The sequence below is a fragment of the Sphaerotilus sp. genome, from assembly GCF_034519685.1.
In the GTDB taxonomy this organism is placed as follows: Bacteria; Pseudomonadota; Gammaproteobacteria; order Burkholderiales; family Burkholderiaceae_C; genus Sphaerotilus.
This window is the reverse complement of sequence record NZ_JAXHOF010000006.1, coordinates 22,127-47,438: the sequence shown is the minus strand read 5'-3', so window position 1 is coordinate 47,438 and position 25,312 is coordinate 22,127. Positions and strand designations below refer to the sequence as shown.

Sequence of the window (25,312 nt, the reverse complement as noted above, 5' to 3'; positions counted from 1 at the left end):
TTCCGATGGACTCCGAATTGACGCTGGACGCCGTGGACCGGCGCATTCTTGCCGCGCTGCAACTGCAGGGGCGCATCACCTATGACGAACTCGCCGCACAGGTGCAGCTGTCCGCTTCCGCCGTGCTGCGGCGGGTGCGCCGGCTGGAGGACGCTGGGGTGATCGCTGGATACGCCGCGATCGTGCCGCCGGGCAAGCTTGGCCTGGGGCTGTGTGCCTATCTGGAGGTGCAGCTGCAGCGGCCAGCCGAAGCCCAGGCCGGGCGTCTGACCACGCAGTTCCGCGCCGCGGTGCAGGACTGGCCCGAGGTCGCCGAGTGTGTCTGCCTGAGCACCGGGATGCACTACCTGCTGCGGATCGTGGTGGCCGACATGGCCCACTACGGCCGCTTCATGATGGACACGCTGCTGCTCCATCCCGGGGTCCAGGACTGCAAGACCAGTTTTGTGCTCGACCAGGTCAAGCTGCAGCGCGCTGTGCCGATCTGAAGCCGTTGCCGGTCTGTGTGTGCTGTGGTGGTTCGCCAGTCCGGATCGCCTGCGGGCATCAGGCCAGCGTGTTCTCGAACAGGCGCTGGACCGACGGCGTGGACAAGGTCAGCAGGCCGGACAACTCGTCGAGTTCTTCCAGCGTCGGCGTGGCCTGGGGGCCTTCGCGGTCCAGTCGGTCGGCCAGTGTCAGCGCGATCTCCAGCAGGCGGCGCTGCGGCTGCAGCAGCACCTGGCTGTGGGCATCGTCCGGATCGGTCAGCCGCAGCAGCGTCGCCGGCAGGCGCCAGTCGCGGGCGAGCTGGTGTTCCAGTGCGCTCAACTCGATGTTCAGCACCGCACGTTCATGGTGGCGGCAGTCTTGGGTCGGCTCCTGCATGCACCGGTCCTGGACGGCCTGCGCCAGCGCAGGGGCATGGCACCACAGCAGCAGGGTCGCATGTCCGTGCAGCAAGGCCGCCTTCTGCAGTGCGCTGGCGTGGCCCTCCGCATGCAGCAGCGCGAACTCGGTCACCAGCCGCGCCGCACACCAGGAGCGACGGATCCGGCGACGGATCTCGGCCACGGCATGCGGGTGGGCGTCGAGGTGGTCATCGAGCACCAGCAATGGCGAGAACGTCTTGAAAAACGGCCCGATCCCCATCAGCACGACCGCTGCCGTCACCGTGTCCACGTCCGTGACCTGACGCTGGGCACGGTGCCGCGACACATGGGCCAGCACCTGCAGCGTCATCAGCGGATCGTCGCCGATCGCTTCCTCGATCAGGTGGGCATCGACGGTGCCGTGCCGGTCTTCGACCTCGGCCAGCAGCGACAACTCCTCCGCCGTGTCGGGCAGGACCGGAATCGGTCGGCCCGTGAGGTACTGCGACCAGGCAGCGAGATCGGGCAGGGGCTGCGCGAGCATGTTCGGCTCCGGAATGGGGTGAGGGAGGGATCAGGGATCAGGGGTTATCGGTCGATCGTGGGGCACATTGAACGGCCCCCAGGGGCACGGCCTCCTGTGGGGGCGGCAGCAGACAGACCAGCTCGCCATTGCGGTACAGCGCCCGGAAGCGCTGTCCATCGAGTTCGACCGTGCGCAGATCCACCTCGGCGCCTTCGCTGGCGCAGGCCTCGTGTGCGGCCTCGGCCGCCTTCTCCCGGTCCCGTGTCCACTCCGCACGCCGCTGGCGCAGGGCCTGCAGCGACAGCGCGGACAGCCGCGGCACCCATTGCGGAGATAGGCGTGGGAGCAGATGGCGGTAAGACATGGCCGACTTTCGTGGAGTGCAAGGAGTGCAAGGATTGCGAAGGGATGACACCGTCATCGGCCACGGCAGTGGTTTTTTCATCAGGGTCTTCACGCAGTGCCCTGCAGGCGATGCGCGGCCGTGGTGTCTCGGGAGTGCCACGGGTTCCCCTGGAGCCCGTCTGGCCCTAGCATCCGGGGCATGAATGCGCCTGCTGCTGCCCCCTCCTCTGCCCGGTTGTTGCGTCCGCTGCAGCCCATGACCTGGCTGGAACGTTCCTGGCATGACATCCGTCAGGTTCCGGCGGTCAGCTTCGGCCACGGCGCGCTGCTGGCGGGTCTGGGGATGCTGCTGATGCTGTTTGCCAAGGACCACTTCTGGGTGCTGGCGGGTTCGCTGTCCGGGTTCCTGCTGGTGGCTCCGATCCTGGCCACCGGGCTGTACGCCGTCAGCCGGGCGCTGGAGCGAGGCGAGGCGGCCGGCTGGTCGACCGTGGTGGCGGTCTGGCGCTCGCTGGACCGGCGGCTCGTGGTGTTTGGCGTGCTGCTGGCGGCGGCCGGCACCTGCTGGGTGATGACCTCGGCGGCGCTGATCACGCTGTATGCGCCTCGGCCGATCGAGACGCCGATCGATTTCCTGCGCCATGTGGTGGCCAACCGGGATTCCTGGCTGTTCGAGCTGTGGCTCGCGCTGGGCGGGCTGCTGGCCGCACCGGTGTTCGCCTCCAGCGTGGTGGCCATTCCGATGCTGCTGGACCGACCGGTTGGTGTCTGGGCCGCCGTGCTGGCGAGCTGGCGCACGGTGCTGGACAACCCGGTGCCGATGGCCGTGTGGGCAGCACTGGTGATGGGCTTCACCTTGCTCGGTCTGGCGGCGGTGCTGGTCGGGCTGGTGTTCGTCGTGCCGATGCTCGGCCATGCGAGCTGGTACGCCTACCGGGATCTGTACGCGGCGCCTTGACCTGCAGTCGTCCTCGCCGGTCCGCTGGCTGGCTTGCGCTGGATCAAGATATCTGTGCCCGCGGAGGCCATCCTGACAAGGACTCTGCGCGTAAGATCGCGGCGCCCTTGCCTACCCTCTCTCCGTACCGCGTCCCACGCCCCTGTCCATGCTCGGCTACAACGAGGAACAGCTTTCCCAGTTCGGTCTGACGGTCGGCGTCGGCGCCTTCATCGTGTACATGCTGTTTGTCATCGCACAGCTGGCACGCGAGTCCAAGGCGGGTCGCTTCGGCACCTTCGTGCTCTTCGTCGTGCTGGCCTTCGGCATGCTGGGCTTCATCGCCAAGAGCGTGATCGCCTGGCTGCTCGACATGTGAGCCGGCAGGCGACCAGCGACTAGCGTCAGAGCACCATCTTCACCATCGGATGCGTCGTCAGCGTGCGGTACAGCTCGTCGAGCTGTGGCCGGCTGGTGGCGCGGATGGTGATGGTCACGCCCAGGTAGTTGCCGCCCTTGCTCGGGCGGATCTCGACCGTGCTGGCGTCAAAGCCGGGATCGAACTGCCGGGCCACATGGGTCACGGCCGTCACGAATCCCTCGACGTTGGCCCCCATGACCTTGATCGGAAAATCGCAGGGATATTCGATCAGCGACTGCTCGGGCGGAATGTCTCGGGGATTGTGCATGTGCGTCTCCCGGCTCAGCGCATCCACAGGCGCAGCGTGTCCCAGGCGCGCCCGAACATGCCCGCCTGCTCCACCGCTTCCAGCACCGTCACCGGCACCTCGCGCACCACCGTGTTGCCCGACAGCACCTTGAGCGTGCCGACCTGCTGGCCCCTGCTGAGGGGCGCGATCAGCGGATCGGTGCGCACCAGCTGCGTCTTGAGCTGCGCGCCCTCGCCGCGTGGCACCGAGACGACCACCGGCGCTTGCGTGCCGAGCTTGGCGGTGGCGGTGGCGCCCTTCCAGAGTTCGGCCTGCGTGATGACCTGGCCGGCGTCATAGACCTTGACCGAATCCCAGGCGCTGTAGCCCCAGTTGAGCAGCTTCTGGCTCTCGACGGCGCGGGCTTCCTTGGAACTGGCGCCCACGACCACGCTGATCAGCCGGCGCGGACCGTTCGGGAAATCGCGCTTGGCGGTGGCGATCAGGCAGTAACCGGCGGCGTCCGTGTAGCCGGTCTTCAGGCCGTCGACGCTCGGGTCGCGCCACAGCAGCAGGTTGCGGTTCTGCTGCGTGATCTTGTTGAAGGTGAATTCCTTGAGGGCGTAGTAGCGCACGTCGCCGGGGAAGTCGTTCAGCAGCCGCGTGGCGATGGTGCCGAGTTCGCGCACCGTGCTGACATGGCCCGGCGCGGGCAGGCCTTCCGGGTTCTTGAACTGCGAGACCTTCAGGCCGAAGGCCTGCGCCTGGCGGTTCATCATCGCGACGAAGTTCTCCACCGAGCCGCCGATGGCCTCGGCCAGCAGCACGGTGGCGTCGTTGCCGCTCTGCACGATCATGCCCTTGATGAGGTCTTCGACCTTCACCTTGTTGCCGACCTGGATGTACATGCGCGAGGCATCGGTCATGCCGGTGCGCCAGGCGCGCTCGGAGACGGTCAGCTCCTGGTCCAGCGTGAGCTTCTTGTCGCGCAGGGCCTGGAAGACCAGGTAGGCGGTCATCAGCTTGGTGAGCGAGGCCGGCTCGACGGTGGCGTCGGGGTTGCGGCCGGCCAGGGGCTGGTCTGCGCTCAGGTCGAGCAGCACATAGGCCTTGGCGGCGATTTCGGGTGGCTGCGGGGTGGTCTGTGCCAGGGTGTGCGGCAGGACCAGGGCCATCGCCAGGGTGGCAAGGAGTCGTTTCATCGGTGGAATCGGTTCAGGTGCAGGGGTCAGTGCCAGCTGCGCACGATGAGCTGGCGCAGGCGGGGCAGTTGACCGTGGAAGAAATGGCCGACACCGGGCATCACGGTGACGGGCAGGTGTTGCGGGCGGGCCCAGTCGAGCGTGGCGGTCAGGGGCACGACATCGTCGGTCTCGCCGTGGATCACCACGGTGTCCTCGGGGACATCGGCAGGCCGGGCGCGTTGTGTAGACGGACCGACCAGCAGCAGGCGCTCGGCGCGTGCATCGCCTTCGAGGCGGGCGGCGGCCAGCGTGGTGACATAGGCACCGAAGGAAAAGCCGCCGAGCACCAGCGGCAGACCCGGCACGCGCTGGGCGGCGACCACGGCGAGCAGGTCTTCGCTCTCGCCGCGGCCTTCGTCGTGCACGCCCTCGGTCGTGCCGACACCGCGGAAGTTGAAGCGCACCGTGCGGTAGCCCATCTGCAGGAAGGCACGCGCCATGGTCTGCACGACCTTGTTGTCCATCGTGCCGCCGAACAGCGGGTGCGGGTGGGCCAGCACGGCCACGCCGCGGGGGGTGTCGACGCCCGGCGGCTGGTCGATGGCCACCTCGATGGCCCCGGCCGGGCCGGTCACGTGCAGGCGTTCGGTGTGGGCGTTCATCGGTGTCCCGTGCGTTCAGCGTCCGACATCGGCCGGCAGCACCAGACGTTCGACGATCTGGCCATTCTTCAGGTGCGACTCGACGATCTCGTCGATGTCGTGGTGGTCGACGAAGGTGTACCAGGTGGCTTCCGGGTAGACCACGGCCACCGGACCACCCGCGCAGCGGTCCAGACAGCCCGCCTTGTTGACCCGGACCTGTCCGGGACCGGCCAGTCCGGCGGCCTTGACCTGCTGCTTGCAGCGGTCGAACCCTGCCTGTGCCTGGAAGTCGCCGCAACTGGACTGGCCGTTGTCGCGCTGGTTCAGGCAGAAGAAGATATGGCGTTGGTAATAACTGCTCGTGCTGCTCATGGCGGGATTGTAGGAGTCAGGCTGTCGACGACGACGACGGTGGGGCATCCGGGGGGCGCGGCCGGGGGGGAGCGATGACCTGGATCATCAGGAATATCAAAGCCGCCAGCGGCCACACCCAGCCGATCCACTGGGCCAGGCCATGGAAGCGGATGAAGCGGCCTTGCTCCCAGGCTTTCAGGCTGAGGGCAAAGTAGGGGTCTGCCCCGGTCTGGTTGATCAGTGCGATCAGGGTGGTCAGCAGCACCAGTCCGAGGGCCGCCACCACCCTGCGGTGCAGGAAGGCCAGCGCGCAGCCCAGGACCAGTCCCATCAGCAGCCCCGGCACCACGGGCGGCGCCAGCCAGGACATCGCATGGTCGGGGCCGAAGTTCAGCGCGGTCGACAAGGCCGTGGTGGTCACGCCCAGCGCGCAGGCGCCCGCGAGGGTCACCAGGCGGTGGCGGACACGGCGCAGCATCACGAAGCTGACCAGACAAGGCGCGAGCAGGCCGAGTGCGGTCACCAACGCATCGACACCCGGGGCGAGCACATGGTGTGCATCGGGCAGCGGCACCCAGCCGGCAAAGGGCGTGTCGACCAGGAAGCTGTCCAGCAGGGTGCCCAGCCGCACCAGACCCTGGCCGGGACTCAAGGGCACGGGTGTCGGGAACAGCAGCCCGATCGGCCAGGACAGCAGCAGCATCAGGCCCAGCGTGCCGTGCGGCACGAACAGGCCGTCGCGCAGCCGCTGCCAGCCCGCCATCACGCCCAGGCGCTGCAGCACCAGTGCGAGCACGGCGCCGGTCAGGGCGCCCGCGCTGTTGAGTGCCCAGTCGACCCGCGAAGGCACCCGCTGCGGCAGCAGATACTGGGTCCACTCCATCAGCAGGGACAGCAGCACGCCTGCGGCCGTGGCCTGCAGGCCTGCCCGCCATGGCGCCGTGTCCGCCCGCAGCCAGGCCACCGCCAGCAGCAGGCCCAGGGGCTGGTAGGCCAGGTAGTTCGACCAGAAATCGAACCGTGTGTAGCGCGACAGCGGCAGCAGCGCCAGGGTGTGCCAGTCCTGTCCCGGGGGCAGCACTGGCCATTGCCAGCGGGTGAAGGGATGCAGGCTGGCGTAGACGATCAGCCCGACCCACATCCAGGCCAGCGGCCAGGAGGACGATCGGTGGGCAGGCATCGTGCGGCCGTCCGGATCGGGTTCGACAGCGGGTTCTGGTGCTGCGGTCAGAACGGCTTGAACACCACCAGGGCCACGATGGCGGCGAACAGCAGCACCGATACCTCGTTGTAGACGCGGAACCAGACGTGGCTGCGCCGGTTGGCGGCGTGCTCGAACTGGCGCAGCAGGCGCGCATTGACATGGTGGATGCCCAGCACGACCACGACCAGCGTCAGCTTGGCATGCAGCCAGCCGTTGCCCGGGCCGCGCCAGTAGTCATGGCCCAGCCACAGCCACAGGCCGCTGGCGAGGGCGACGCCCATCAGCAGCGTGGCAAAGTGCTGCAGCTTGCGCGCCATCAGCAGCAGGCGCTCGCGCTCGGCGTGGCTGTCGGGGGCGACCATCGCCAGGTTGACCAGGATGCGGGGCAGGTAGAACAGCCCGGCGAACCAGCTGGCGATGAAGATGATGTGCAGGGTCTTGACCCCGAGGTAGAGCGTGTCCATGGCCGCATGATAAGGACCGACCGTGTCAGGCGGTGCCGGCCCACGGGCCGTGGGGAGATCAGCCGGCGGTGGCGTCCTTGACGCACTTCTTGACGAAGCTGTTCTTGGCCGCGCCGGCCAGCTTCTTCTCGGCGGCCTTGGTGTCGCAGGCGGCCTGTGCATCGCCGCCGCCACCGGCCTCACGCTCGCATTTCTTCATGAAGCTGTTCTTGGCGGCACCCGCCAGCTTCTTCTCGCCCGCCTTGGCTTCGCAGGCCGCATTGGCGGCATAGGCGGTGGAGGACAGACCCGCCAGGGTCAGTGCGAGCACGGTGATGAGCGTCTTCATGGTCGATTCCTTGGGGGCTTCTCGACGCCGCGAGACGGCGCCACGCACATTGAAACCGCACAGACCCCTTTCGGCAAGCGGGAATTCCTTGTCGGCCAGCGTCGGTTCAGAGGATGCGCCGCGGGTGGGCCAGCGCCTCGTGCGCGGCATGCAGGCGGCGCACCAGCACGCGGATGAAGGCTTCGTCGAAGAGGTGGCGGGTCTGCGGGCTGAGCCGGGCGAGCGCATCCGGCGTGAAGGAGATGGCGGTGGCGGTTTCGATGACGACGATGTCGGTGCTGTGCCGGCGCAGTTCGGGGCTGGGCGCTAGGTAGGCCATCTCGCCGACCGAGGTGCCGGCGCCGAGCTGCGCGACGCGGCGGGCATCGCGGTAGACCTCGACCGCGCCGCTGGCGATGATGTGGAAGGTGCGTCCCTCCTCGCCGCGGTTGTAGAGCGCATGGCCGACGGGAAAGCGCTGCCAGCGCGCCCGGTGCACGACTTCCCACAGCGCCACATCGCCGAATTCGGTGAAGAACTCCAGCGTGCGCAGCAGGGTGAAGCGTTCGGAGTCGAGCACGCCCTGCGAAGTGCCGCGCGGCACATGGTGCAGGGTGATGAGCTGTGAGAGCGCCTCGCCCACGGCATCCCAGGAGGCGTAGCGGCTGTCGGCACGCTTGGCCAGGCAGCGCTGCACGACCAGATCCAGCGCCGGCGTCACGCCCGTGCGCAGTCCGACCAGGCTCTGCGCCTGCACATGGCAGATCTGGTGCATCAGGCTGGCCTGGCTCGTGGCCTCGAACGGTGCGCGTCCGGCGATCAGGTGGTAGAGCACGGCACCGAGGCCGTAGATGTCCGCCCGCGCGTCCAGCTCGCTGCCGTCGAGCTGCTCGGGCGACATGTAGGCCAGCGAGCCGACGCGGTGGACCTGCGTGGCGTCCGAGGTCAGGTTGAGCGCGCTGCCGAAGTCGGTCAGCTTGATGTCGTGGATCTCGGTGTCGTGGCCCTGGGTCAGGGTCAGGATGTTGGCGGGCTTGACGTCGCGGTGGACGAGGCCCTGCCGGTAGCAGTAGCCCAGCGCCATCGCGCACTTGAAGCCGATTTCCACGATCTGCTCCAGCGGCAGCAGGTGGCCGGGCTGGCAGAAGGCGCGCAGCGTCGTGCCGGGCACGTACTCCATCACCACATAGGGGGCGACCGGGTCGGGCACGGCGTCGAAGATCTCGACCACGTTGGGGTGGTGCAGCCGGCCGGCCAGCGCAGCTTCCGAGGCGAAGAAGCGCGAGAACATGTGGCCGTCGTGGGTGTCGCTCAGCACGCTGGCACGCACCTGCTTGACCGCGACAGGGCGGTCGTTGAACTCGTCGTGGCACAGGAAGACCTCGCTCGTCGTGCCTTCGCCGAGGCGACGGATGACGCGGTACTTGCCGATGCGCTGGGGCAGAACCGGTGCGGTGCAGTCGATCATGGGAGGGTCAGAGGGCAATCGCCGATCTTTTCACTCCCGGGCTGCCGGGGCAAGTGCGGATTGCGCGCCGACCTGCCCCGTAGAATCCCCGCATGATTCAAGCCAAAGAGCAACTCCTCGCCGCGCTCGGCGACGCGCTGGCCGAGATCGCGCCCGGTGCGGCGGTCGAGCCTGCTTTCGAGAACCCTAAGCAGGCCGCGCACGGCGACCTCGCCTGCACGCTGGCGATGCAGCTCGCCCGTCCGCTGAAGCAGAACCCGCGCGCGCTCGCGCAGGCGCTGATCGCGGCGCTGCAGGCCCGGCCCGCGGCGCAGCAGTGGGTCGAGTCGATGGAGATCGCCGGCCCGGGCTTCATCAACATCCGCCTGAAGCCCGCCGCCCGCCAGCAGGTGGTGGCGCAGGTGCTGGCCGAGGCCGACGGCTTCGGCGTGCGCCCGGACAATGGCCGCAAGGTGATGGTGGAGTTCGTCTCGGCCAACCCGACCGGCCCGCTGCACGTCGGCCACGGCCGCCAGGGCGCGCTCGGCGACGCGCTGTGCAACCTCTACGCCACCCAGGGCTGGCAGGTCCACCGCGAGTTCTACTACAACGACGCCGGTGTCCAGATCGGCACGCTCGCCACCTCGACCCAGTGCCGCCTGAACGGGCTGAAGCCGGGCGACGATGGCTGGCCCGAGTCGGCCTACAACGGCGAGTACATCGGCGACATCGCCAGCGCCTTCCTCGCCAAGGCCACCGTCAAGGCGGACGACCGCGCGTTCACCGCCTCGGGCGACCCGGCCGACCTCGACGGCATCCGTCAGTTCGCCGTCGCCTACCTGCGCCATGAACAGGATCTGGACCTGCGGGCCTTCGGCGTGCGCTTCGACCACTACTATCTGGAGTCGGGCCTCTACAGCAGCGGCCGGGTCACTGACGCGGTCCAGAAGCTGGTGGACGCCGGCAAGACCTTCGAGGACGGCGGCGCGCTCTGGCTGCGCAGCACGGACTACGGCGACGACAAGGACCGCGTGATGCGCAAGTCCGACGGCACCTTCACCTACTTCGTGCCGGACGTGGCGTACCACATCCACAAATGGCAGCGCGGCTTCGACAAGGTCGTCAACGTCCAGGGCAGTGACCACCACGGCACCATCGCCCGCGTGCGCGCCGGCCTGCAGGCGGCCGGCGTCGGCATCCCGGCCGGCTTCCCCGACTACGTGCTGCACAAGATGGTCACCGTGATGAAGGGCGGCGAGGAGGTCAAGATCTCCAAGCGCGCCGGCTCCTACGTCACGCTGCGCGACCTGATCGACTGGACCAGCCGCGACGCGGTGCGCTTCTTCCTCATCAGCCGCAAGGCCGACACCGAGTTCATCTTCGACGTGGACCTCGCGCTGCAGGCCAATGACGAGAACCCGGTGTTCTATGTCCAGTACGCCCATGCCCGCGTCTGCTCGGTGCTGGCCCGGTATGCCGACGAGCACCAGGGTGACGTGTCGCCCGCGGCGCTGGCGGCAGCCGACCTGTCCGGGCTGACGGCGCCGACCGAAGTCGCGCTGATGAACAAGCTGGCCGAGTACCCGGAGATGCTCGGCCGGGCGGCGGCCGATCTGGCGCCGCACGATGTGGCGTTCTATCTGCGCGACGTGGCCTCGGCGTACCACAGCTACTACGCGGCGGTGCGTTTCCTGGACGGCGACACCGCGGCGATGCCGGCGCGCATGGCGCTGCTGCAGGCCACCGCGCAGGTGCTGCGCAATGCGCTGGCGGTGCTGGGTGTCAGCGCCCCGAGCAAGATGTGACCGAGACCGGTCGCAGGATCTGGAGGTTCCCGATGGCATCGAATGGCAAGACACAGCGCGGCGGCTTCGGCGCCGGTGTGGGGGTGGGGTTGCTGGTGGGCCTGGTGCTGGCGCTGGGCGTGGCGCTCTATGTCACCAAGGCGCCGATCCCGTTCATGGACAAGGTGCCCCAGCGCACCGCTGAGCAGGACGCGGCGGAAATCGAGAAGAACCGCAACTGGGATCCCAATTCGCCGCTCCACAGCAAGAACCCGGTCAAGCCCGTCCCCTCCACCACGGCACGCACCGACGGTGCTGCTGCGCAGGACGCCGTGGCCAGCGCACCCGCGCGCGCCGCTTCGGCCGCTGTCCGTGCCCCGGTCGCGGCGGCGGGGGCCTCTGGTGCCTCGTCGGCGGCCAGCGCGTCAGCCAAACCCGGTGCGGATGCGTTTGTGTATTTCGTGCAGGTCGGTGCCTACGCCAGCGGTGACGATGCGGAACAGCAGCGCGCCAAGCTGGCGATGGGCGGACTGAAGGCCCGCATCACCGAACGTGAACAATCGGGACGCCTGATGTACCGTGTGCGGCTGGGTCCGTTCGACACGCGCGACGATGCCGAGCGGATGCGCGACCAGACGACCGCGTCGGGTTACGGAGAAGCTGCATTGGTGCGTGTGCCACGTTGAACCTTGCCGAACCGAACCACTCTGATCTGGCTGGACCATCGAAAGGAAACATTGCATGAAGCGTCGTGAGTTTGTCGTGGGCAGCACCGCAGCCCTTGCGCTGGCTGGGACCAGCCCCTTGGTGTCGGCCCAGGGGGCGTTCCAGGAAGGCAAACACTTTGTCCGCCTGTCCACGCCGGTGTCGGTGTCGGCGCCGGCCGGCAAGATCGAAGTGGTCGAGTTCTTCTGGTACGGCTGTCCGCACTGCAATGCCTTCGAGCCGGCGCTGGAGGCCTGGATCAAGAAGCTGCCCGCCGATGTGGCCTTCCGGCGTGTGCATGTCGGCTTCCGCCCCAACTTCGAGCCGCAGCAGCGCTTCTATGCGACGCTGGAGGCACTCGGGCTGGTCGAGCAGATCCACCGCAAGGTCTTCTACGCGATCCACCACCAGGGCGCCAAGCTCGACAAGCCCGAGGCGCTGATCGAGTTCGCGGTGCAGAACGGGGCCGACCGCGCCAAGTTCACCGAGATGTACAACTCCTTCGGCATGCAGAACAAGGTCCGCCAGGGCAAGCTGCTCTCCGAGGCCTACAAGATCGACGGCGTGCCGGCACTGGGCATCCACGGCCGCTACTACACCTCGCCCTCGCTGGCGGGCGGCGACAACACGCCCGAGACCGAAGGACAGGTCCGGGCGCTGGCGCTGACGGATCAGCTCATCGCCCGATCGCGCAAGGGCGCCTGACCACACGGCAACACACACGGGGCCCGCGACAGAAGATGTCGCGGGCCTCTTCGCTTCTGGCTAGAATCAATGCAAGTTCCATGCCTCGATACCCCATGACTCTTGCCTTGCCGTTCCGACGTCCATGCCGAAGCCCGGGTGTGGTGCTGGCGCTTGTCGCCGCACTGGTCGGCGGCAGCTTGCCGGTGCAGGCTGAAAAGGCCGACAGCGAGCAGGCGCTTACTTTCGACGCAGGCCGCATGGTGCTGGATGGCAAGCGCAAGATCCGTACGCTCAGCGGGGGGGTCGAGATCACCCGCGGGACGCTGGTGCTGAAGGCCGCCCAGATCGAGCTGCGGGAGACGGCGCAGGGCCAGTTCGCCACCGCCACCAGCGCCGATGGTCAGCCCGCGACCTTTCGCCAGAAGCGCGAGGGGCTGGACGAGATCGTCGAAGGCCAGGCCCGGCGCATCGAGTACGACACCGTCACCGAGACCGTGCGCTTCATCGACCAGGCGCAGGTGCGGGTGCTGCGTGGCGGCGTGCCGGCGGACCAGGTCAGCGGGCAGACCATCGTCTACAACCACGCCCGCGACGTGTTCGAGGTGCAGGGCAGTGCTGGTGCGACATCGACCAGCGGCACGGGCGGGCGCGTGAAGGGTGTCGTGACGCCGCGCAAGTCCGGCAGCAGTGCCAACGGCACGGCGGTCGAGCCGATCGGTGCGGAGGCTGCGCGTTGACCGAAGCCCGCAGCTGTCTGGAGGCAGAAGGACTGCAGAAGCGCTATGGCGCCCGGCTGGTCGTCCAGGATGTGCACCTGTCGGTGCGCAGCGGCGAGGTGGTCGGCCTGCTCGGCCCGAATGGTGCGGGCAAGACCACCAGCTTCTACATGCTGGTCGGGCTGGTGCGGGCCGACGCGGGCAGCATCCGCATCGACGGCGCCGAGGTGCAGCGCCTGCCGATCCACCAGCGTGCGCGGCTCGGGCTGTCCTACCTGCCGCAGGAGGCCTCGATCTTCCGGCGCCTCACGGTCGAGGAGAACATCCGCGCCGTGCTGGAGCTGCAGCACGGCCCCGATGGCCGCCCGCTGGGTGCCGCGCGCATCGAGGCCTTGCTCGACAGCCTGCTCCACGAGCTGTCGATCGAGCGGCTGCGCGCCAGCCCTGCCCCGGCGCTGTCCGGTGGCGAGCGCCGGCGGGTGGAGATCGCCCGGGCGCTGGCCACGCAGCCACGCTTCATCCTGCTGGACGAGCCCTTTGCCGGGGTCGATCCGATTGCGGTGATCGAGATCCAGCGGATCATCGGCTTCCTGAAGGCCCGCGGCATCGGCGTGCTCATCACCGACCACAACGTGCGAGAGACGCTGGGCATCTGCGACCGCGCCTGCATCATCAGCGAGGGCCGTGTGCTGGCCGAGGGAACGCCGGCGGCCATCGTCGAGAACCCCGATGTGCGCAAGGTCTACCTCGGCGAACATTTCCGCATGTGAATGCGACCGTGACCGTGACTGTGCTTTCGGCCCCTACCCCATGAAACCTTCCCTGCAGGTCCGTCTCTCGCAGCACCTGGCCCTGACGCCGCAACTGCAGCAGTCGATCCGGCTGCTCCAGCTCTCCACACTGGAGCTGCACCAGGAAGTCGAGCAGATGCTCGAAGCCAATCCTTTCCTCGAAGTCGATGAGGAGGGCGTCGCCCAGGACCGCCCGATGGCCGACGCCACGCTGGCCCCGCCCGAGCGCAGCCCCAGCGCGTCCGACGACTGGGACGGCGGCGACACCGCGGCCACGCCCAGCAGTCCCCCCGAGGCCGACCCCCCCGGTGTCGACCAGCTCGACTTCAACAGCGGCAGCAGCGACGCCGACAGCCATGACTGGGACAGCGGCAGCGAACGCGAGGACTACGACAGCCTGTCCGATGTGTCCGGTGCGCGCAGCAACGCCGTCGAGGACGAGGACGGCGACTGGAGCGAGCGTTCCAGCCTGACCGAAAGCCTCAACGACTGCCTGCGCGGCCAGTTGCTTGGCATGCGGCTGGCGGGCGAGGACATGCTGCTGGTCGAGGCGCTGATCGACTCGCTCAACGAGGACGGCTACCTGGCCGATCCGCTGGAGGACATCGCCGAGCGGCTGGCCATCGAGCTGTCGATCGGCGACACGCCGGACGACGAGGAGGCGGCCACGCTGCGCGAGGAGCTGATGGACCGGCTGCGCTGCGCCCTGGGCTGGCTGCAGAACCTGGAGCCGTGCGGCGTCGGGGCGCGTGATCTGGGCGAGTGCCTGGTGCTGCAGTTGCGGGAACTGGACCGCACCGAGGCACAGCGCGTGGCCATCCTGATCTGCCAGGGCCATCTGGAGCTGCTCGCCCGGCGCGACATGAAGAAGCTCACGGCCGCCACCGGCGCCGACGAGGACGACATCCGCGACGCCCAGTCGCTCATCCTGACCCTGGAGCCCAAGCCCGGCCGGCGCTTCGCCCGTGCCGAGGCCAACATCGTCGTGCCGGACGTGATCGTGCAGAAGGCCGGGCGCGGCTGGCGCGTCGTGCTCAATCCGGACGTGATGCCCAAGCTGCGCATCAACGACCTCTACGCCCAGGTGCTGCGCCAGCACCGCAGCCAGCGCACCGGCGACGAAGGGGGCGCCACGCTGGCGGTGCGGCTGCAGGAGGCGCGCTGGTTCGTCAAGAACATCCTGCAGCGCTTCGACACCATCCAGCGCGTCTCGCAGGCCATCGTCGAGCGCCAGAAGGGCTTCTTCACCCACGGCGAGATCGCGATGAAGCCGCTGGTGCTGCGCGAGATCGCCGACGAGCTGGGCCTGCACGAGTCCACCATCTCGCGCGTGACCACCGCCAAGTACATGAACACGCCCTTCGGCACCTTCGAGCTGAAATACTTCTTCGGCTCCTCGCTGAACACCGAGGCGGGTGGCAACGCGTCGAGCACGGCGGTGCGCGCGCTGATCAAGCAGTTTGTCGCCGCCGAAGACCAGAAGAAACCGCTCTCCGACAGCCAGCTCAGCACGATGCTGGAGGAGCAAGGCATCCAGGTCGCCCGCCGCACGGTGGCCAAGTACCGCGAGGCGCTCAAGATCGCGCCGGCCAATCTGCGCAAGGCGATCTGAACCGCCGACGGCCGTCTGGGCTGCCCTTGCACCAAGTCGGGGCGGCCTCCGGCAGTGCTGCGCATGGCTGCGGGCAGGGGCCGGTAGTTACCCCGACAGGCCTTGGTGCGTGATGTTGGCGGGTGCACGAGGTGGCGTGATCGATTTTGCGATCTGGCCGGCACGGCCTGTGCAATGGACTGGGGGTGAATCCAGGAGACCCGCCATGCACGACCCAGTCCGCCACCAGATCGCCAGCCGTATCCACGATCTGCTCATGCACGAGATGGGCGAAGACGTGGACATCAACCTCATGCTCGGCCCGCCCGAATACGCCCGCGCGGTGCTCAGCCTGTGCCGGGCCTGCGGCAGTGCGGAGCTGGGCCGGCTCGCCGAGCAGTTTCTGCTGACCCAGACGCCGCTGCCGCCGCTGCGGACGGCCGCTGTCAGTCCGTCGCTGTCGACGCGCCGCTGAAGCGCTGCACCAGACCCCGCAGCAGCGCCCGCACATGGCGCAGCAGCCAGAAGGTCAGCCCCAGCATCACCACCACGGCCACCCCCAGCCCGACCGCAGCCCACATCGGCTGCACCCACGACAGCCACAGCATCGCCGGCACGGCGGCGTCACCGGCCAGGGACAGCCCCCAGTTGCTGAAGGGCTCAGGCGAGGTGTTGACGGCCGCCCGCGTGGTCGACTTGGCCACATGGGCCGTGGCCGCGAGCGAGCCGCCGAGCACGGCCGCGGCCATGGTCCAGCTGTTCTCGTCGCCGCCGAAGACCGACGCTGCCAGTGCCGCGCCGGCCGGGATGCGCACGAAGGTGTGCAGCAGATCCCAGAAGGAGTCGAAGCCGGGGATCTTGTCGGCGAAGAACTCCGCCGTCAGCATCAGGCCGCTGGCGCCAAGCACCACCGGCTGCTGCAGCCACTGCAGACCGGCGGGCAGCGGGATCCAGCCCAGGTGGCCTGCCAGCCCGGTGCAGAAGAGCGCGGCGTACAGCCGCAGCCCGCTGGCCCAGCCCAGCGTGGCCGCAATCGACATCAGTTCCGGAGTGCCGAGGGGCAAGGCCATGGCCGCGTTCCTGTGGTGAGGGCAAGCGCGGCGATGGTAGCCGGGGGCCGCCGTGTGTGCGGCCTCCGGCGTGTCGCGCTCAGCCTGCGTTCAGGCCGGGTGCGTCGACCAGTGCGGCCAGCGCCGACATGAAGCGTGCCAGCCGCGGGCCTTCGAGGAAGACGTCGGCGTTCGGTCCCTCGACCAGTCCGACGAAGCGCTCGTGTCCGGCATCGTCCTGCTGGGCATGCACCAGGCGCGACTCGATGCTGTCGTCCACCAGCACATGGTGCACCGCCACCAGCCGCACCCGGTCCGTGCGGTGCACGCGGCTCAGGCGCTGCACCAGCAATGCCGGATTCCACGGGCGGTCGAGGTGGACGATGGCGGTCGCGGCATGGCGCAGGCCGAGCTGTCCGCCACGTTCGTCGTCGAGGCACAGCAGCACGCGCAGCGCCGGATCCTGCTGGAATGCGCTGACCATCGCCCGCCGGGCATCGCCCACCACCTCCGGGCCGAGGCGCTGGAAGGCGGTGCCGCGGGCGTGCAGTGCGGCCCCCAGCGCATCGAGCGCACCCGGCCACTGGCTGAACACCACCACCTTGTGTTCCGGCGCAGACAGGGCCGTGTCGATCGCCTGCAGCGCGGCGGCCGGCTTCGCGTCCTGGCCACACTGGCGCAGGTCATGCAGGGCGCGGACCAGCGTGCGCTGTTCGTGGTTGCCGAGGAACTGGCAACGCTGCCAGCGCTGCACGCTGCGGCGCACGGCGCCCAGCAGCGTGTCATGCCGCGTGCGCGCGTCCGGCGTGAGGGCGACCCAGGCGGTCTGCTCGACCGTCTCCGGCAGCTGGCGCAGCACCAGCGTGCGCGTGCGGCGCAGCATCCAGGGGGCCAGCGTGTCGAGGTGGCCACCCTGCAGTGCGGCCACGGCGCCAAAGTGGCCCTCGTCGATCCAGTCGAGCATGGCCCGCCAGGTGTCGGGGCGCTCCTCCAGCGGCGCACGCGCCAGCACGATCGCCCAAGGACTGGCCAGCGACTGCAGCGCAGCCAGGCTGGCCGGCTGTGCCCAGGGCGAGGCTTGTGCATCGGCGGGTTCATCGACCACGACGACGTCGGCATCGGTCGCGAGGTCGGCCAGACTGCCATCCGTCAGGCGGGCCAGATCGGCAAACACCGGCGTGATCGGGGTGTCGGCGCCAGCCCAGGTCTGCCATTGGGCCTGCCAGTGCGCCAGCCGCTCGGGCGGGCACAGCACCAGCGCACGTTCGGCACCGAAGCTGCTGCCCATCACGCACAGCGCCGCGATGGCCTGCACCGTCTTGCCCAGACCCGTTTCGTCGGCGAGCAGGCTGCGGCCAGCGCAGGCGGCGTAGAGGGCGGCTTCCGCCTGGTACGGCCGCAGCGGGGCCGTCACCAGTGCGGCCAGTGCCGGACTGAGCGGGCCGAGCGGGTGCAGTCGCTCCAGGTGGTCGACCCGGGCCCGCAGGTCGCGGGCGCGGGCCAGCCAGTCCCAGACCTCGGCGTCCACCTGCAGCGGGTGGCGCCGCTCACGCGCCAGCTGCACCAGCGCGATCAGCGCCAGGTCGTTGACCAGCGGTGCCGCATCGGTGGGGCTGCCGAGGGCCTGTGCGGCGGCGTCGAGGTCCGGCGGGCAGTGGCGCCCGGCGGCCCAGTGCAGCTGGTGGCGCACGCCGCGCACCAGCGTGACTGCGCTGTGCACTGGGCGCAGGTCTGGCGGTGGTGCTGCAGGGGCGTCAGGTGTTTCGGGCGTTTCGGGTGCTGCAGGCGGTGCGGCGGCAGGCACCGGCTCTGCCTGCGGCTCTTCGGCTGTGGCCGGTACCGGTGCCGGTGCGGGTTCCGGCGCAGGGGCTGCAGGAGCCTCGGGTACGGTGGCGCTGTCCGGTTCGGCGGGGGCTGCAAGGGCGGCTGCCTTCTTGCGCGCAGGGGTGCGCCGGGCGGATTTTTTTGCCGGTGCGGCAGGTGCGGCTGGCGCGGGCTCGGGGGCGGGCGCTGCGGGAGGCGCCGTGGGCTCGGGCGCAGGTTCAGGCGCAGATGCCGGTGCCGGTGGTTCAGCCACGGTCCGGGCGGCTGTCTTGCGGGGCGCGCGTTTGCGCGCCGGGGCAGGCGCCGCGACGGGTTGGGTTGCCGGTGCAGCGACAGGTGCCGGCTCGGCGGCGACCACATCGGGGGCGACCGCTGCGGGCGTGTCGGCCGGCTCGGGGGTCACCGGGCGGGCTGCCGTGCGTTTGCGGGTGGAGGGGGTCTTGCGGGGAGAGGAAGTTGACGCCATGGGTGGGCAATGCCGGCCGTGATTCGAAGTCCTGGAATTTGCCCGGGACTGTAGCCGGTATGGCCGCCACCGCTGCACGGGATGTGGGCATCGTCGGACCGTTCCGGTTCCATTTCCGGTTCCACGGTGGCCCGATGGCGAAGTCCTGACCGCCGGGTGGACTTGTCGGGCGTCATGTCGACCCGGTGTGGGGGCCGATACGATGCGCGCCATGGTCCTGGATTTCCTGCTCGCCCTGGTGGCATTCGTGGTGGCGCTGGCGCTGCGGCCCTGGCGTGCCGCACGGGCCGAGGGGCCGCCCTGGGCGTGGCTGGCCTGGTGGTCGGTGATGCCGCTGTTCTGGGGGACGGACCGCTATGTGGCGATGGCGGTGGTGCAGCCGCTGTCCGGGGCGGTGCTGCTGATGCTGCTGGCGGGCTGGCCGATGGCGGTGCTGGCGATGGTGCCGGTCGCGCTGGTCACCGCGCTGCTGGCCGATCTGGACACGGCCGAGGCCCTGCACCGGCTGGTCTGGCTGGGCATCGTGCCGGCGACGCTGGCACTGGCCATGGGGGCAGCGGTGCGGCGCTGGCTGCCGCACCACCTGTTCGTCTACATCCTCGGGCGCGGGTTCATCGTCACGGCCCTCAGCACGGTGCTGGCCGGCGCGCTGTCCTTGTGGCTGCATGGCGCCGGTCCGGGACTGGATCCGCAGGAGCAGATGATCGGCCGCTGGCTGTCGGCCTGGGGGGACGCCTTCCTGACCGGGATGGTCGTGGCGATTTTCGTCGCCTTCCGCCCCGAATGGCTGGCCACGTATTCCGACCGGATCTACCTGCCGGACGACCGTGCGGACCGGACACCCTGAAGGCTGCGCGGCCCGTCTAAGATGCGCCGCATATGAAAACTGTATTCAAGCTGCTGCTGTGGACGCTGGCAGCGGTGTTGCTGTCGGCGGTGCTGCTGGTCTGGCTGGCGCTGAACGACCGGCCGCTGGTCCGGCGCGATTCGGCGATGACCGCCGCCGATGTGGCCCGTGTGCGCGATGTGCTGGGCGCTGCCGATCCGCGCAAGCACCCGCAGGAGGGCGAGGCGGTCCGCACCTTCCACGCCGATGGCCGTGACCTGGACCTGATCCTGCACGACGCCAGCCGGCGTCTGCTGCACGGCGCCGGCCGCGTGGTGCTGGCGGACCAGTCGGCCCGGATCCAGCTGAGCGTGCAATGGCCGCGCAGTCCCGTCGGGCAATGGCTCAATGTCGAGGCCGACGTGCGCCAGACCGCCGGCCTGCCCGCGCTGGAGCGCCTGCAGATCGGCCGCGTGCCGGTGCCGCCCGGGCTGGCGCGCTGGCTGCTGGTCCAGGCCATCGCCCATTACGAGGCGACCGAGCAGGTGCAGACCGTGGTCGGCATGGTGCAGCGGGTGACGCTGCAGCCCACGGAGATCGTGCTGGACTACGTCTGGCGTCCGGACGGATTGCGCACCGTGATGCTGCCGGTCGCGGACCAGCAGCGTCTGCGCAGCTATGTGGAGCGGCTGCCGGCGCTGCTGGGCAAGGGGCGCGGGCCGGTGCCGCTGGCGTCGCTGCTGCCGCCGATGTTCGACCTGGCGCGTGTGCGCACTGCGGCCGTGGGCGGTGGCGACCAGGTCGCGGCGCAGGAAAACCGCTCGGCGCTGATCGCGCTGGCCCTCTATGCCACGGGCCAGAGCCCGGCGCGCTTCGTTCCGGAGGCGCGGCACTGGAACCGACCCGTGCCGCGCCCGGTGCTGGTGCGCGGGCGGGAGGACTTCGCGATGCATTTCCTGGTCTCCGCCGTGCTGGCGGCCGAAGGCGGTGGTCGGCTGGCCGATGCCATCGGGCTGTACAAGGAAATCTCCGACTCGCGCGGCGGCAGTGGCTTCAGCTTCAACGACATCGCCGCCGACCGCGCCGGCACCCGCTTCGGTCAGATCGCCGCCAACGACCCGAAGCGGCTGCAGGCCGATTTGTCGAAGGGGGTGACGGACGAGGACTTCATGCCCGGCGTGGCCGACCTGCCCGAATTCCTGAACGAGGCCGAGTTCAAGGCGACCTACGGCGGGGTTGGCGCGCCTGCCTATGAGCGGATGAAGGCCGAGATCGAGCGCCGCGTGGCGTCCCGGCCGCTGCTGCGCTGAGCCGGGTCTGCGGGGCCCGACGCCAGCACACGGGCCAGCGGCTCGGGCCGGTGGATCAGGTAGCCTTGCGCGAAGTCGATGCCGATCTCGCCGATCCGGGCCAGCACGGCCTCGGACTCGACGAACTCGGCCACGGTCTGCACCCCGACCACCTGCGCCACCTCGTGGAAGCAGCGCACGGCGGCCAGGTCCAGGGCATCTGCGGTCAGGTCGCGGATGAACTGGCCGTCGATCTTCAGCACATCGACCGGCAGGGACTTCAGGTAGCCGAAGGACGATGTGCCCGCACCAAAATCGTCCAGCGCGATGCGGATGCCCAGCGCCCGCATCTCGCGCATGAACACCGTCGCCTCGCCGAGGTGGGTGATGGCGGTGGTCTCGGTCACCTCGAAGCACAGCCGGGTGACGTCGAACGGGGCCTGGGCCACCCGCTCGCGGATGTACTGGTGGAAGCTGCGGTCGCCCAGCGACTGGCCTGACAGGTTGATGGCGATCACCTGCGGCATCACCGCCGCGCGCGACAAGGTGTCGAAGACCTCGCGCACCACCCAGCGGTCCAGCCGCGACGCCATCTGGAACCGCTCGGCGGCCGGCAGAAAGGCCCCCGGCAGCACCAGCGTGCCGTCGGCCTCGCGCAGGCGCAGCAGCACCTCGCAGTGCAGGCCGGCTACGGCCACTGCATCCTTTTCGCCGGGGCGCCGGATCGGCTCGATGCGCTGGGCGTGCAGTTCGAAGCGGTGCTCGTCCAGCGCCTGCTCCAGCCGGGTGGTCCACTGCATCTGGCCGTGCCGTTCCCGCAGGGCTTCGTCCGAGTCGTACCAGGTGTGGACCCGGTTGCGGCCGGCCTCCTTGGCGGCGTAACACGCGGCATCGGCCGCCTGCATCACCATGGCCGAGCGGCTCCAGCGCCGATCGACCGGCACCAGGCCGATGCTGACCCCCACCCGGAAGCGGCGTTCGTCATGCACGAAGCGGAACTCGTCCATCCGGTCGCAGATCTGCTGGGCCACGCGGCGCGCCTGGTCGGTGGAGCAGTGTTCGAGCAGCACGCCGAACTCGTCGCCGCCCAGCCGCGCCAGCGTGTCCCGGGTGCGCACCGCGTCGCGCAGCAGCCCCCCGATCTGGCGCAGCAGCAGATCGCCCGTGGCATGGCCACAGGCGTCGTTGACCAGCTTGAACTGGTCGAGGTCGAGGTACAGCAGCGCGTTGTCGCTCTGGTCGTGCTGCGCCCGGGCCAGGGCGCGGTTGAGCCGCTGGTCGAATTCACCGCGGTTGACCAGACCGGTCAGCGCATCGTGGCGGGCCCGGTGGTGCATTTCCTGGCTGAGGCGGCGCTGCTCGGTCACGTCGTGGAACACCAGCACCACGCCGTGCAGCGCGCCCTCGGCGTCGCGGATGGGCGCGGCCGAGTCCTCGATGTCGCGCTCGATGCCGTCACGTCCGATCAGCACGGTGTCCTCCGCCAGGCTCGTCGTGCGCTGTTCGGCCAGGCTGGTGCGCACCGGGTTCGGCGCCGGCTCGCGCGTCTGGCCGTGGACGATGTGGAACACCTGCTCGATGGCGCAGCCGCGCGCTTCGTGTCGGGTCCAGCCGGTCATGCGCTCGGCCACCGGGTTGAGCCAGGTGACGGCGCCGTGGGCGTCCGTCGTGATGACCGCATCGGCGATGGACTGCAGCGTCACGCGCAGCATCTCGCGGCTGTCGTGCAGGGCCTGCTCCGTGGCCTTGCGGGCGCTGATGTCGATGTGGGCGCCGGACATCTTCAGCGGCCGGCCGTCAGCCGACCAGTGGGTCACCGTCGCACGGTCCAGCACCCATACCCAGCGCCCGTCCTTGTGGCGCATCCGCGCTTCGCATTCGAAGAAGTCGATCTGCCGCTGGAGATGCAGGGTGCGCCGTCGGATCACCTCGGCCAGGTCATCGGGATGGCACAGGTCGCACCAGATCTGCACCGTCCGGGGCCGGACCTCGTCCACCGTGCGGCCCGTGATGGCCGCCCAGCGTTCGTCCACCTGCACATGGCCCGTGGTGATGTCCCATTCCCACGCCCCGGCGTTGGCGCCCTCCAGCACATGGGCCAGGTAGTCCCGCTCGGCGTTGAGCTGGTCCAGGGCCCGCACACCGCGCTCGCGCATCTCCAGCGCCTGCACGGTCGCCTCGGCCAGCCGGGTGAGCACCGCCCGCTGGCCAGGATCGAGCTGGCGCGGCCGGCGGTCGATCACGCACAGCGTGCCGACCCGGTGACCATCAGACAAGGTCAGCGGAGCGCCCGCATAGAAGCGGATGCCCGGGTCGTCCGTCACCAGCGGATTGGCCGTGAAACGCGGGTCAAGGGCGGCATCCGCCACCTCCATGACCACCTCGCCCAGGATGGTGTGGGCACAGAACGCCAGGTCTCGCGGCGTCTGCGTGACCCCGGGCATGCCGACGTTCGACTTGAACCACTGGCGCTCGCCGTCCACCAGGCTGACGAGCGCGATCGGCGTGCAGCACACCTGCGACGCCAGTGCCGTCAGCGTGTCGAAGATCGGCTCGGCCGCACTGTCCAGAATGGCCAGTGCCCGCAGTCTGGACAGACGCTGGGCTTCATCGGGAGCGAGGGGCGCGGGGACGGTCATGACGGCGTTCCGGAGTCGAGTTCAGTGCATGCCGGGTGATACCGTCCGAGTCTTGCACGGGCACGGTCGCCCGGAAATGAACATGATGTGTGGTGATGTGATGCATGCCCTTGAATCGCTGCGCAGTGGCGCCCTGGCCGGCGCGCGCCGGCTCGACCTGTCGTGTGGGCTGACCGAACTGCCACGCGAGGTGTTCGATCTGGCCGAGACGCTCGAAGTCCTGAACCTGACCGGCAACCGCTTGTCCACCTTGCCGGACGACCTGCCGCGGCTGCACCGCCTGCGCGTGGTCTTCTGTTCGGACAACGCCTTCACCACACTGCCACCCGTGTTAGGAAGCTGTGGACAACTTGAGATGGTGGGCTTCAAGGCGAACCGGATCGCCGAGGTGCCGCCCGAGTCGCTGCCGGCCCGGCTGCGCTGGCTGATCCTCACCGACAACGCGGTCGAGCGGCTGCCCGAGACCCTCGGCACACGCCCCCGGCTGGAGAAGCTGATGCTCGCCGGCAACCGCCTCGCGGACCTGCCAGACCTGTCCGGCTGTGGACAACTCGCCCTGCTGCGACTGGCCGCGAACCGGCTCTCGGCGCTGCCGTCCTGGCTCCTGACGATGCCCCGGCTGGCCTGGCTGGCGGTCGGCGGCAACCCGGTTTTCCACACACTTTCCCACAGCCTCCACAGGCCGGACATTCCACAGATCCCCTGGGACAAGCTGTGCATTCACCGAGTGCTGGGCGAGGGCGCATCCGGTGTTATCCACAAGGCGACGTGGACAAACAGTGAACAGTTATCCACAGAGGTGGCGGTGAAGTTGTTCAAAGGTTCGATGACCAGCGACGGCCTGCCGGACAGCGAGATGGCCGCGACCCTGGCGGCAGCCGGACACCCCGGACTGGTCGGCGTCGAAGGACTTGTCCACAACCCGGCAGACGCGACACCGGGGCTGGTGCTGCCGCTGCTCGACCCGTCGTTCCAGCCGCTGGCCGGGCCACCGAGCTTTGCGTCGTGCAGCCGGGATGTCTACCCGGACGGGTTTGATATCTCTGTGGACAAGCTGTTGATAATTGTCCGTGCGGTGGCCGGCGCAGTGGCGCATCTGCACGCCCGTGGTCTGCTGCACGGCGACCTGTACGGCCACAACATCCTGTGGAATACCGTGGACCGTGCCCTGCTCAGCGACTTCGGGGCGGCGTCGTTCTTCGATCCGGACGACCGCGCGACGGCGGGCGCGCTGCAGCGGCTGGAGGTGCGCGCCTTCGGGTGTCTGCTGGAAGAACTGCTGGCTGCTGTGGACAACCCGACCGATCCTCGGTGCGGGCCGCTCACAGCACTGCGCGACGCCTGTCTGCAGCCGCAGGTGGCGCACCGGCCGCTGGGGTCAGACCTCGTCGCCGCACTCGCCCGCCTCGGCTGAGGACGTGCCGGACCGGGCTGTGGCCGCGAGGTGGCCGACGAATCCGCTGAACGCGGTCAGCAGCGGCGTGTAACGCGCCGGCGCCTGTTCCAGCTGCGCCAGCGCCAGGCAGGTCGCCTCCAGTGTGGACAACTGGTCTGGCCGGTGCGCCTTGCGGATCGTGTACTGCGACGGCGGCGGCGCGGCCAGCGCGAGCCGCGGCAGGCGCTGCAGCGCCGGGTTCAGGTGCAGCAGCTTGCGGCTCTTGCGCCAGGTGCCGTCGAGCACGACGAGGCGCAGGCGCCCTGCTTCGGCAGGGACGGGGGACTTGTCCACAGGCTGCGCGGTGCCCGGCTCGTCCGGATACAGCAGCACGCTGGTTCGCCCGCCCGCGTGCAGCAGGCTGTCCAGCGCCGCGGCGTCGAACTGTTCGCCTGTGGACAAATGCTGGTGCTGCAGACTGCGCTGCAGCAGCACGGCGCTGCCCTTGGCCTGCCCGACTTCGAGCGGGTGCTGCAGGATCAGCACGTCGACCATGTTGTCCACCGGCGTGACCCAGCGGCACAGACAGGTGCGCAGCGGGCGGGCGCACTGTGGACAAGTCGGGCGGCGGGGGTGTTCCATGGCGGACAGCGGGCG

At 69.4% G+C, this 25,312-nt stretch carries 27 protein-coding genes; 13 read left to right on the top strand and 14 right to left on the bottom strand.

The window, feature by feature from the left end; genetic code table 11:
- Positions 1-5 precede the first annotated feature (5 nt).
- Positions 6-488, top strand: coding sequence for an Lrp/AsnC family transcriptional regulator (locus tag U5O44_RS11280; protein ID WP_322588575.1), 483 nt, complete (start codon positions 6-8; stop codon positions 486-488).
- Positions 489-546: 58 nt separating this feature from the next.
- Here U5O44_RS11280 and U5O44_RS11275 read toward each other — a convergent pair whose 3' ends face one another.
- Both U5O44_RS11275 and U5O44_RS11270 read right to left on the bottom strand, forming a co-directional pair.
- Positions 547-1,395 (bottom strand): HDOD domain-containing protein, encoded by an 849-nt coding sequence (locus U5O44_RS11275; protein ID WP_322588574.1) that lies wholly within the window; start codon positions 1,393-1,395, stop codon positions 547-549.
- A gap of 37 nt (positions 1,396-1,432) precedes the next feature.
- Positions 1,433-1,741 (bottom strand): hypothetical protein, encoded by a 309-nt coding sequence (locus tag U5O44_RS11270; RefSeq protein WP_322588573.1) that lies wholly within the window; start codon positions 1,739-1,741, stop codon positions 1,433-1,435.
- A gap of 237 nt (positions 1,742-1,978) precedes the next feature.
- On the opposite strand from U5O44_RS11270, the gene U5O44_RS11265 reads away from it, so the two are divergent.
- Complete coding sequence (locus tag U5O44_RS11265) at positions 1,979-2,680, top strand: DUF2189 domain-containing protein (protein WP_322588572.1); 702 nt, start codon at positions 1,979-1,981, stop codon at positions 2,678-2,680.
- Positions 2,681-2,828: 148 nt separating this feature from the next.
- Positions 2,829-3,038: a DUF2788 domain-containing protein gene (locus tag U5O44_RS11260; protein WP_322588571.1), complete on the top strand. Its 210-nt coding sequence runs from the start codon at positions 2,829-2,831 to the stop codon at positions 3,036-3,038.
- Between the two features lie 25 nt (positions 3,039-3,063).
- Here the strand turns inward: U5O44_RS11260 and U5O44_RS11255 are convergent, their stop codons facing one another.
- The 8 genes from U5O44_RS11255 to U5O44_RS11220 all read right to left on the bottom strand — a co-directional run bounded on the left by U5O44_RS11255 (position 3,064) and on the right by U5O44_RS11220 (position 8,934).
- Entirely contained in the window at positions 3,064-3,348 is a 285-nt protein-coding gene (locus U5O44_RS11255; protein WP_322588570.1) for a YbeD family protein, read from the bottom strand.
- A 14-nt stretch (positions 3,349-3,362) separates the two neighbouring features.
- Positions 3,363-4,511: a D-alanyl-D-alanine carboxypeptidase family protein gene (locus tag U5O44_RS11250; protein WP_322588569.1), complete on the bottom strand. Its 1,149-nt coding sequence runs from the start codon at positions 4,509-4,511 to the stop codon at positions 3,363-3,365.
- 26 nt (positions 4,512-4,537) lie between these two features.
- Positions 4,538-5,155, bottom strand: coding sequence for an alpha/beta hydrolase (locus U5O44_RS11245; protein WP_322588568.1), 618 nt, complete (start codon positions 5,153-5,155; stop codon positions 4,538-4,540).
- Between the two features lie 15 nt (positions 5,156-5,170).
- The gene (locus U5O44_RS11240; protein WP_322588567.1) at positions 5,171-5,509 is read right to left on the bottom strand and encodes a (2Fe-2S) ferredoxin domain-containing protein; all 339 of its coding nucleotides are present in this window, start codon (positions 5,507-5,509) and stop codon (positions 5,171-5,173) included.
- A 16-nt stretch (positions 5,510-5,525) separates the two neighbouring features.
- Positions 5,526-6,671 carry a VanZ family protein gene (locus tag U5O44_RS11235; protein ID WP_322588566.1) on the bottom strand — a complete coding sequence of 382 codons (1,146 nt, stop codon included), beginning with the start codon at positions 6,669-6,671 and terminating at the stop codon, positions 5,526-5,528.
- A gap of 47 nt (positions 6,672-6,718) precedes the next feature.
- The gene (locus tag U5O44_RS11230; protein ID WP_322588565.1) at positions 6,719-7,159 is read right to left on the bottom strand and encodes a CopD family protein; all 441 of its coding nucleotides are present in this window, start codon (positions 7,157-7,159) and stop codon (positions 6,719-6,721) included.
- A gap of 58 nt (positions 7,160-7,217) precedes the next feature.
- Positions 7,218-7,487 (bottom strand): hypothetical protein, encoded by a 270-nt coding sequence (locus U5O44_RS11225; protein ID WP_322588564.1) that lies wholly within the window; start codon positions 7,485-7,487, stop codon positions 7,218-7,220.
- 106 nt (positions 7,488-7,593) lie between these two features.
- On the bottom strand, positions 7,594-8,934 hold the full coding sequence (locus U5O44_RS11220; protein ID WP_322588563.1) for a serine/threonine-protein kinase: 1,341 nt from the start codon (positions 8,932-8,934) through the stop codon (positions 7,594-7,596).
- Positions 8,935-9,026: 92 nt separating this feature from the next.
- Here U5O44_RS11220 and argS point away from each other — a divergent pair, with 92 nt between their 5' ends.
- The 7 genes from argS to U5O44_RS11185 all read left to right on the top strand — a co-directional run bounded on the left by argS (position 9,027) and on the right by U5O44_RS11185 (position 15,662).
- Complete coding sequence (gene argS, locus U5O44_RS11215; RefSeq protein ID WP_322588562.1) at positions 9,027-10,718, top strand: arginine--tRNA ligase; 1,692 nt, start codon at positions 9,027-9,029, stop codon at positions 10,716-10,718.
- 32 nt (positions 10,719-10,750) lie between these two features.
- A complete protein-coding gene (locus U5O44_RS11210) occupies positions 10,751-11,383 on the top strand; it encodes an SPOR domain-containing protein (RefSeq protein WP_322588561.1) in 633 nt (210 codons plus the stop codon).
- Positions 11,384-11,438: 55 nt separating this feature from the next.
- Positions 11,439-12,107, top strand: coding sequence for a thiol:disulfide interchange protein DsbA/DsbL (locus U5O44_RS11205; protein WP_322588560.1), 669 nt, complete (start codon positions 11,439-11,441; stop codon positions 12,105-12,107).
- Positions 12,108-12,250: 143 nt separating this feature from the next.
- Positions 12,251-12,826, top strand: a complete 576-nt coding sequence (gene lptA / locus U5O44_RS11200; RefSeq protein WP_322588559.1) for a lipopolysaccharide transport periplasmic protein LptA — start codon at positions 12,251-12,253, stop codon at positions 12,824-12,826.
- Positions 12,823-13,575: an LPS export ABC transporter ATP-binding protein gene (gene lptB, locus U5O44_RS11195; RefSeq protein ID WP_322588558.1), complete on the top strand. Its 753-nt coding sequence runs from the start codon at positions 12,823-12,825 to the stop codon at positions 13,573-13,575. Before lptA ends, lptB begins: the two co-directional genes overlap by 4 nt.
- Positions 13,576-13,615: 40 nt before the next feature.
- Positions 13,616-15,208, top strand: coding sequence for an RNA polymerase factor sigma-54 (locus U5O44_RS11190; RefSeq protein ID WP_322588557.1), 1,593 nt, complete (start codon positions 13,616-13,618; stop codon positions 15,206-15,208).
- Positions 15,209-15,413: 205 nt separating this feature from the next.
- Positions 15,414-15,662 (top strand): hypothetical protein, encoded by a 249-nt coding sequence (locus tag U5O44_RS11185; RefSeq protein ID WP_322588556.1) that lies wholly within the window; start codon positions 15,414-15,416, stop codon positions 15,660-15,662.
- Here U5O44_RS11185 and U5O44_RS11180 read toward each other — a convergent pair.
- Complete coding sequence (locus tag U5O44_RS11180; protein ID WP_322588555.1) at positions 15,634-16,257, bottom strand: DUF4126 domain-containing protein; 624 nt, start codon at positions 16,255-16,257, stop codon at positions 15,634-15,636. The two genes, U5O44_RS11185 and U5O44_RS11180, sit on opposite strands and share 29 nt — an antisense overlap.
- A 79-nt stretch (positions 16,258-16,336) precedes the next feature.
- Positions 16,337-17,956: a DEAD/DEAH box helicase gene (locus tag U5O44_RS11175; RefSeq protein ID WP_322588554.1), complete on the bottom strand. Its 1,620-nt coding sequence runs from the start codon at positions 17,954-17,956 to the stop codon at positions 16,337-16,339.
- A 781-nt stretch (positions 17,957-18,737) separates the two neighbouring features.
- Between U5O44_RS11175 and U5O44_RS11170 the strand changes: the two genes are divergently transcribed.
- The gene (locus U5O44_RS11170) at positions 18,738-19,373 is read left to right on the top strand and encodes a hypothetical protein (protein ID WP_322588553.1); all 636 of its coding nucleotides are present in this window, start codon (positions 18,738-18,740) and stop codon (positions 19,371-19,373) included.
- 32 nt (positions 19,374-19,405) lie between these two features.
- The gene (locus tag U5O44_RS11165) at positions 19,406-20,662 is read left to right on the top strand and encodes a hypothetical protein (protein ID WP_322588552.1); all 1,257 of its coding nucleotides are present in this window, start codon (positions 19,406-19,408) and stop codon (positions 20,660-20,662) included.
- Here the strand turns inward: U5O44_RS11165 and U5O44_RS11160 are convergent.
- Positions 20,602-23,280: an EAL domain-containing protein gene (locus U5O44_RS11160; protein WP_322588551.1), complete on the bottom strand. Its 2,679-nt coding sequence runs from the start codon at positions 23,278-23,280 to the stop codon at positions 20,602-20,604. The genes U5O44_RS11165 and U5O44_RS11160 overlap by 61 nt on opposite strands.
- A gap of 97 nt (positions 23,281-23,377) precedes the next feature.
- Between U5O44_RS11160 and U5O44_RS11155 the strand changes: the two genes are divergently transcribed.
- Positions 23,378-24,694, top strand: coding sequence for a leucine-rich repeat-containing protein kinase family protein (locus U5O44_RS11155; protein ID WP_416222210.1), 1,317 nt, complete (start codon positions 23,378-23,380; stop codon positions 24,692-24,694).
- Here the strand turns inward: U5O44_RS11155 and U5O44_RS11150 are convergent.
- Complete coding sequence (locus U5O44_RS11150) at positions 24,659-25,297, bottom strand: tRNA-uridine aminocarboxypropyltransferase (protein ID WP_322588549.1); 639 nt, start codon at positions 25,295-25,297, stop codon at positions 24,659-24,661. The two genes, U5O44_RS11155 and U5O44_RS11150, sit on opposite strands and share 36 nt — an antisense overlap.
- Positions 25,298-25,312: the final 15 nt, after the last annotated feature.

Coding starts and splice junctions, on each gene's coding strand:
- U5O44_RS11220 (WP_322588563.1), bottom strand. CDS start 8,934: ATGATCGACTGCACCGCACCGGTTCTGCCCCAGCGCATCGGCAAGTAC.
- U5O44_RS11160 (WP_322588551.1), bottom strand. CDS start 23,280: ATGACCGTCCCCGCGCCCCTCGCTCCCGATGAAGCCCAGCGTCTGTCC.
- U5O44_RS11205 (WP_322588560.1), top strand. CDS start 11,439: ATGAAGCGTCGTGAGTTTGTCGTGGGCAGCACCGCAGCCCTTGCGCTG.
- U5O44_RS11245 (WP_322588568.1), bottom strand. CDS start 5,155: ATGAACGCCCACACCGAACGCCTGCACGTGACCGGCCCGGCCGGGGCC.
- argS (WP_322588562.1), top strand. CDS start 9,027: ATGATTCAAGCCAAAGAGCAACTCCTCGCCGCGCTCGGCGACGCGCTG.
- U5O44_RS11230 (WP_322588565.1), bottom strand. CDS start 7,159: ATGGACACGCTCTACCTCGGGGTCAAGACCCTGCACATCATCTTCATC.
- U5O44_RS11270 (WP_322588573.1), bottom strand. CDS start 1,741: ATGTCTTACCGCCATCTGCTCCCACGCCTATCTCCGCAATGGGTGCCG.
- U5O44_RS11255 (WP_322588570.1), bottom strand. CDS start 3,348: ATGCACAATCCCCGAGACATTCCGCCCGAGCAGTCGCTGATCGAATAT.
- U5O44_RS11210 (WP_322588561.1), top strand. CDS start 10,751: ATGGCATCGAATGGCAAGACACAGCGCGGCGGCTTCGGCGCCGGTGTG.
- U5O44_RS11150 (WP_322588549.1), bottom strand. CDS start 25,297: ATGGAACACCCCCGCCGCCCGACTTGTCCACAGTGCGCCCGCCCGCTG.
- U5O44_RS11265 (WP_322588572.1), top strand. CDS start 1,979: ATGACCTGGCTGGAACGTTCCTGGCATGACATCCGTCAGGTTCCGGCG.
- U5O44_RS11165 (WP_322588552.1), top strand. CDS start 19,406: ATGAAAACTGTATTCAAGCTGCTGCTGTGGACGCTGGCAGCGGTGTTG.
- U5O44_RS11225 (WP_322588564.1), bottom strand. CDS start 7,487: ATGAAGACGCTCATCACCGTGCTCGCACTGACCCTGGCGGGTCTGTCC.
- U5O44_RS11170 (WP_322588553.1), top strand. CDS start 18,738: ATGGTCCTGGATTTCCTGCTCGCCCTGGTGGCATTCGTGGTGGCGCTG.
- U5O44_RS11260 (WP_322588571.1), top strand. CDS start 2,829: ATGCTCGGCTACAACGAGGAACAGCTTTCCCAGTTCGGTCTGACGGTC.
- U5O44_RS11275 (WP_322588574.1), bottom strand. CDS start 1,395: ATGCTCGCGCAGCCCCTGCCCGATCTCGCTGCCTGGTCGCAGTACCTC.
- U5O44_RS11250 (WP_322588569.1), bottom strand. CDS start 4,511: ATGAAACGACTCCTTGCCACCCTGGCGATGGCCCTGGTCCTGCCGCAC.
- U5O44_RS11280 (WP_322588575.1), top strand. CDS start 6: ATGGACTCCGAATTGACGCTGGACGCCGTGGACCGGCGCATTCTTGCC.
- U5O44_RS11235 (WP_322588566.1), bottom strand. CDS start 6,671: ATGCCTGCCCACCGATCGTCCTCCTGGCCGCTGGCCTGGATGTGGGTC.
- U5O44_RS11185 (WP_322588556.1), top strand. CDS start 15,414: ATGCACGACCCAGTCCGCCACCAGATCGCCAGCCGTATCCACGATCTG.
- U5O44_RS11190 (WP_322588557.1), top strand. CDS start 13,616: ATGAAACCTTCCCTGCAGGTCCGTCTCTCGCAGCACCTGGCCCTGACG.
- U5O44_RS11180 (WP_322588555.1), bottom strand. CDS start 16,257: ATGGCCTTGCCCCTCGGCACTCCGGAACTGATGTCGATTGCGGCCACG.
- U5O44_RS11240 (WP_322588567.1), bottom strand. CDS start 5,509: ATGAGCAGCACGAGCAGTTATTACCAACGCCATATCTTCTTCTGCCTG.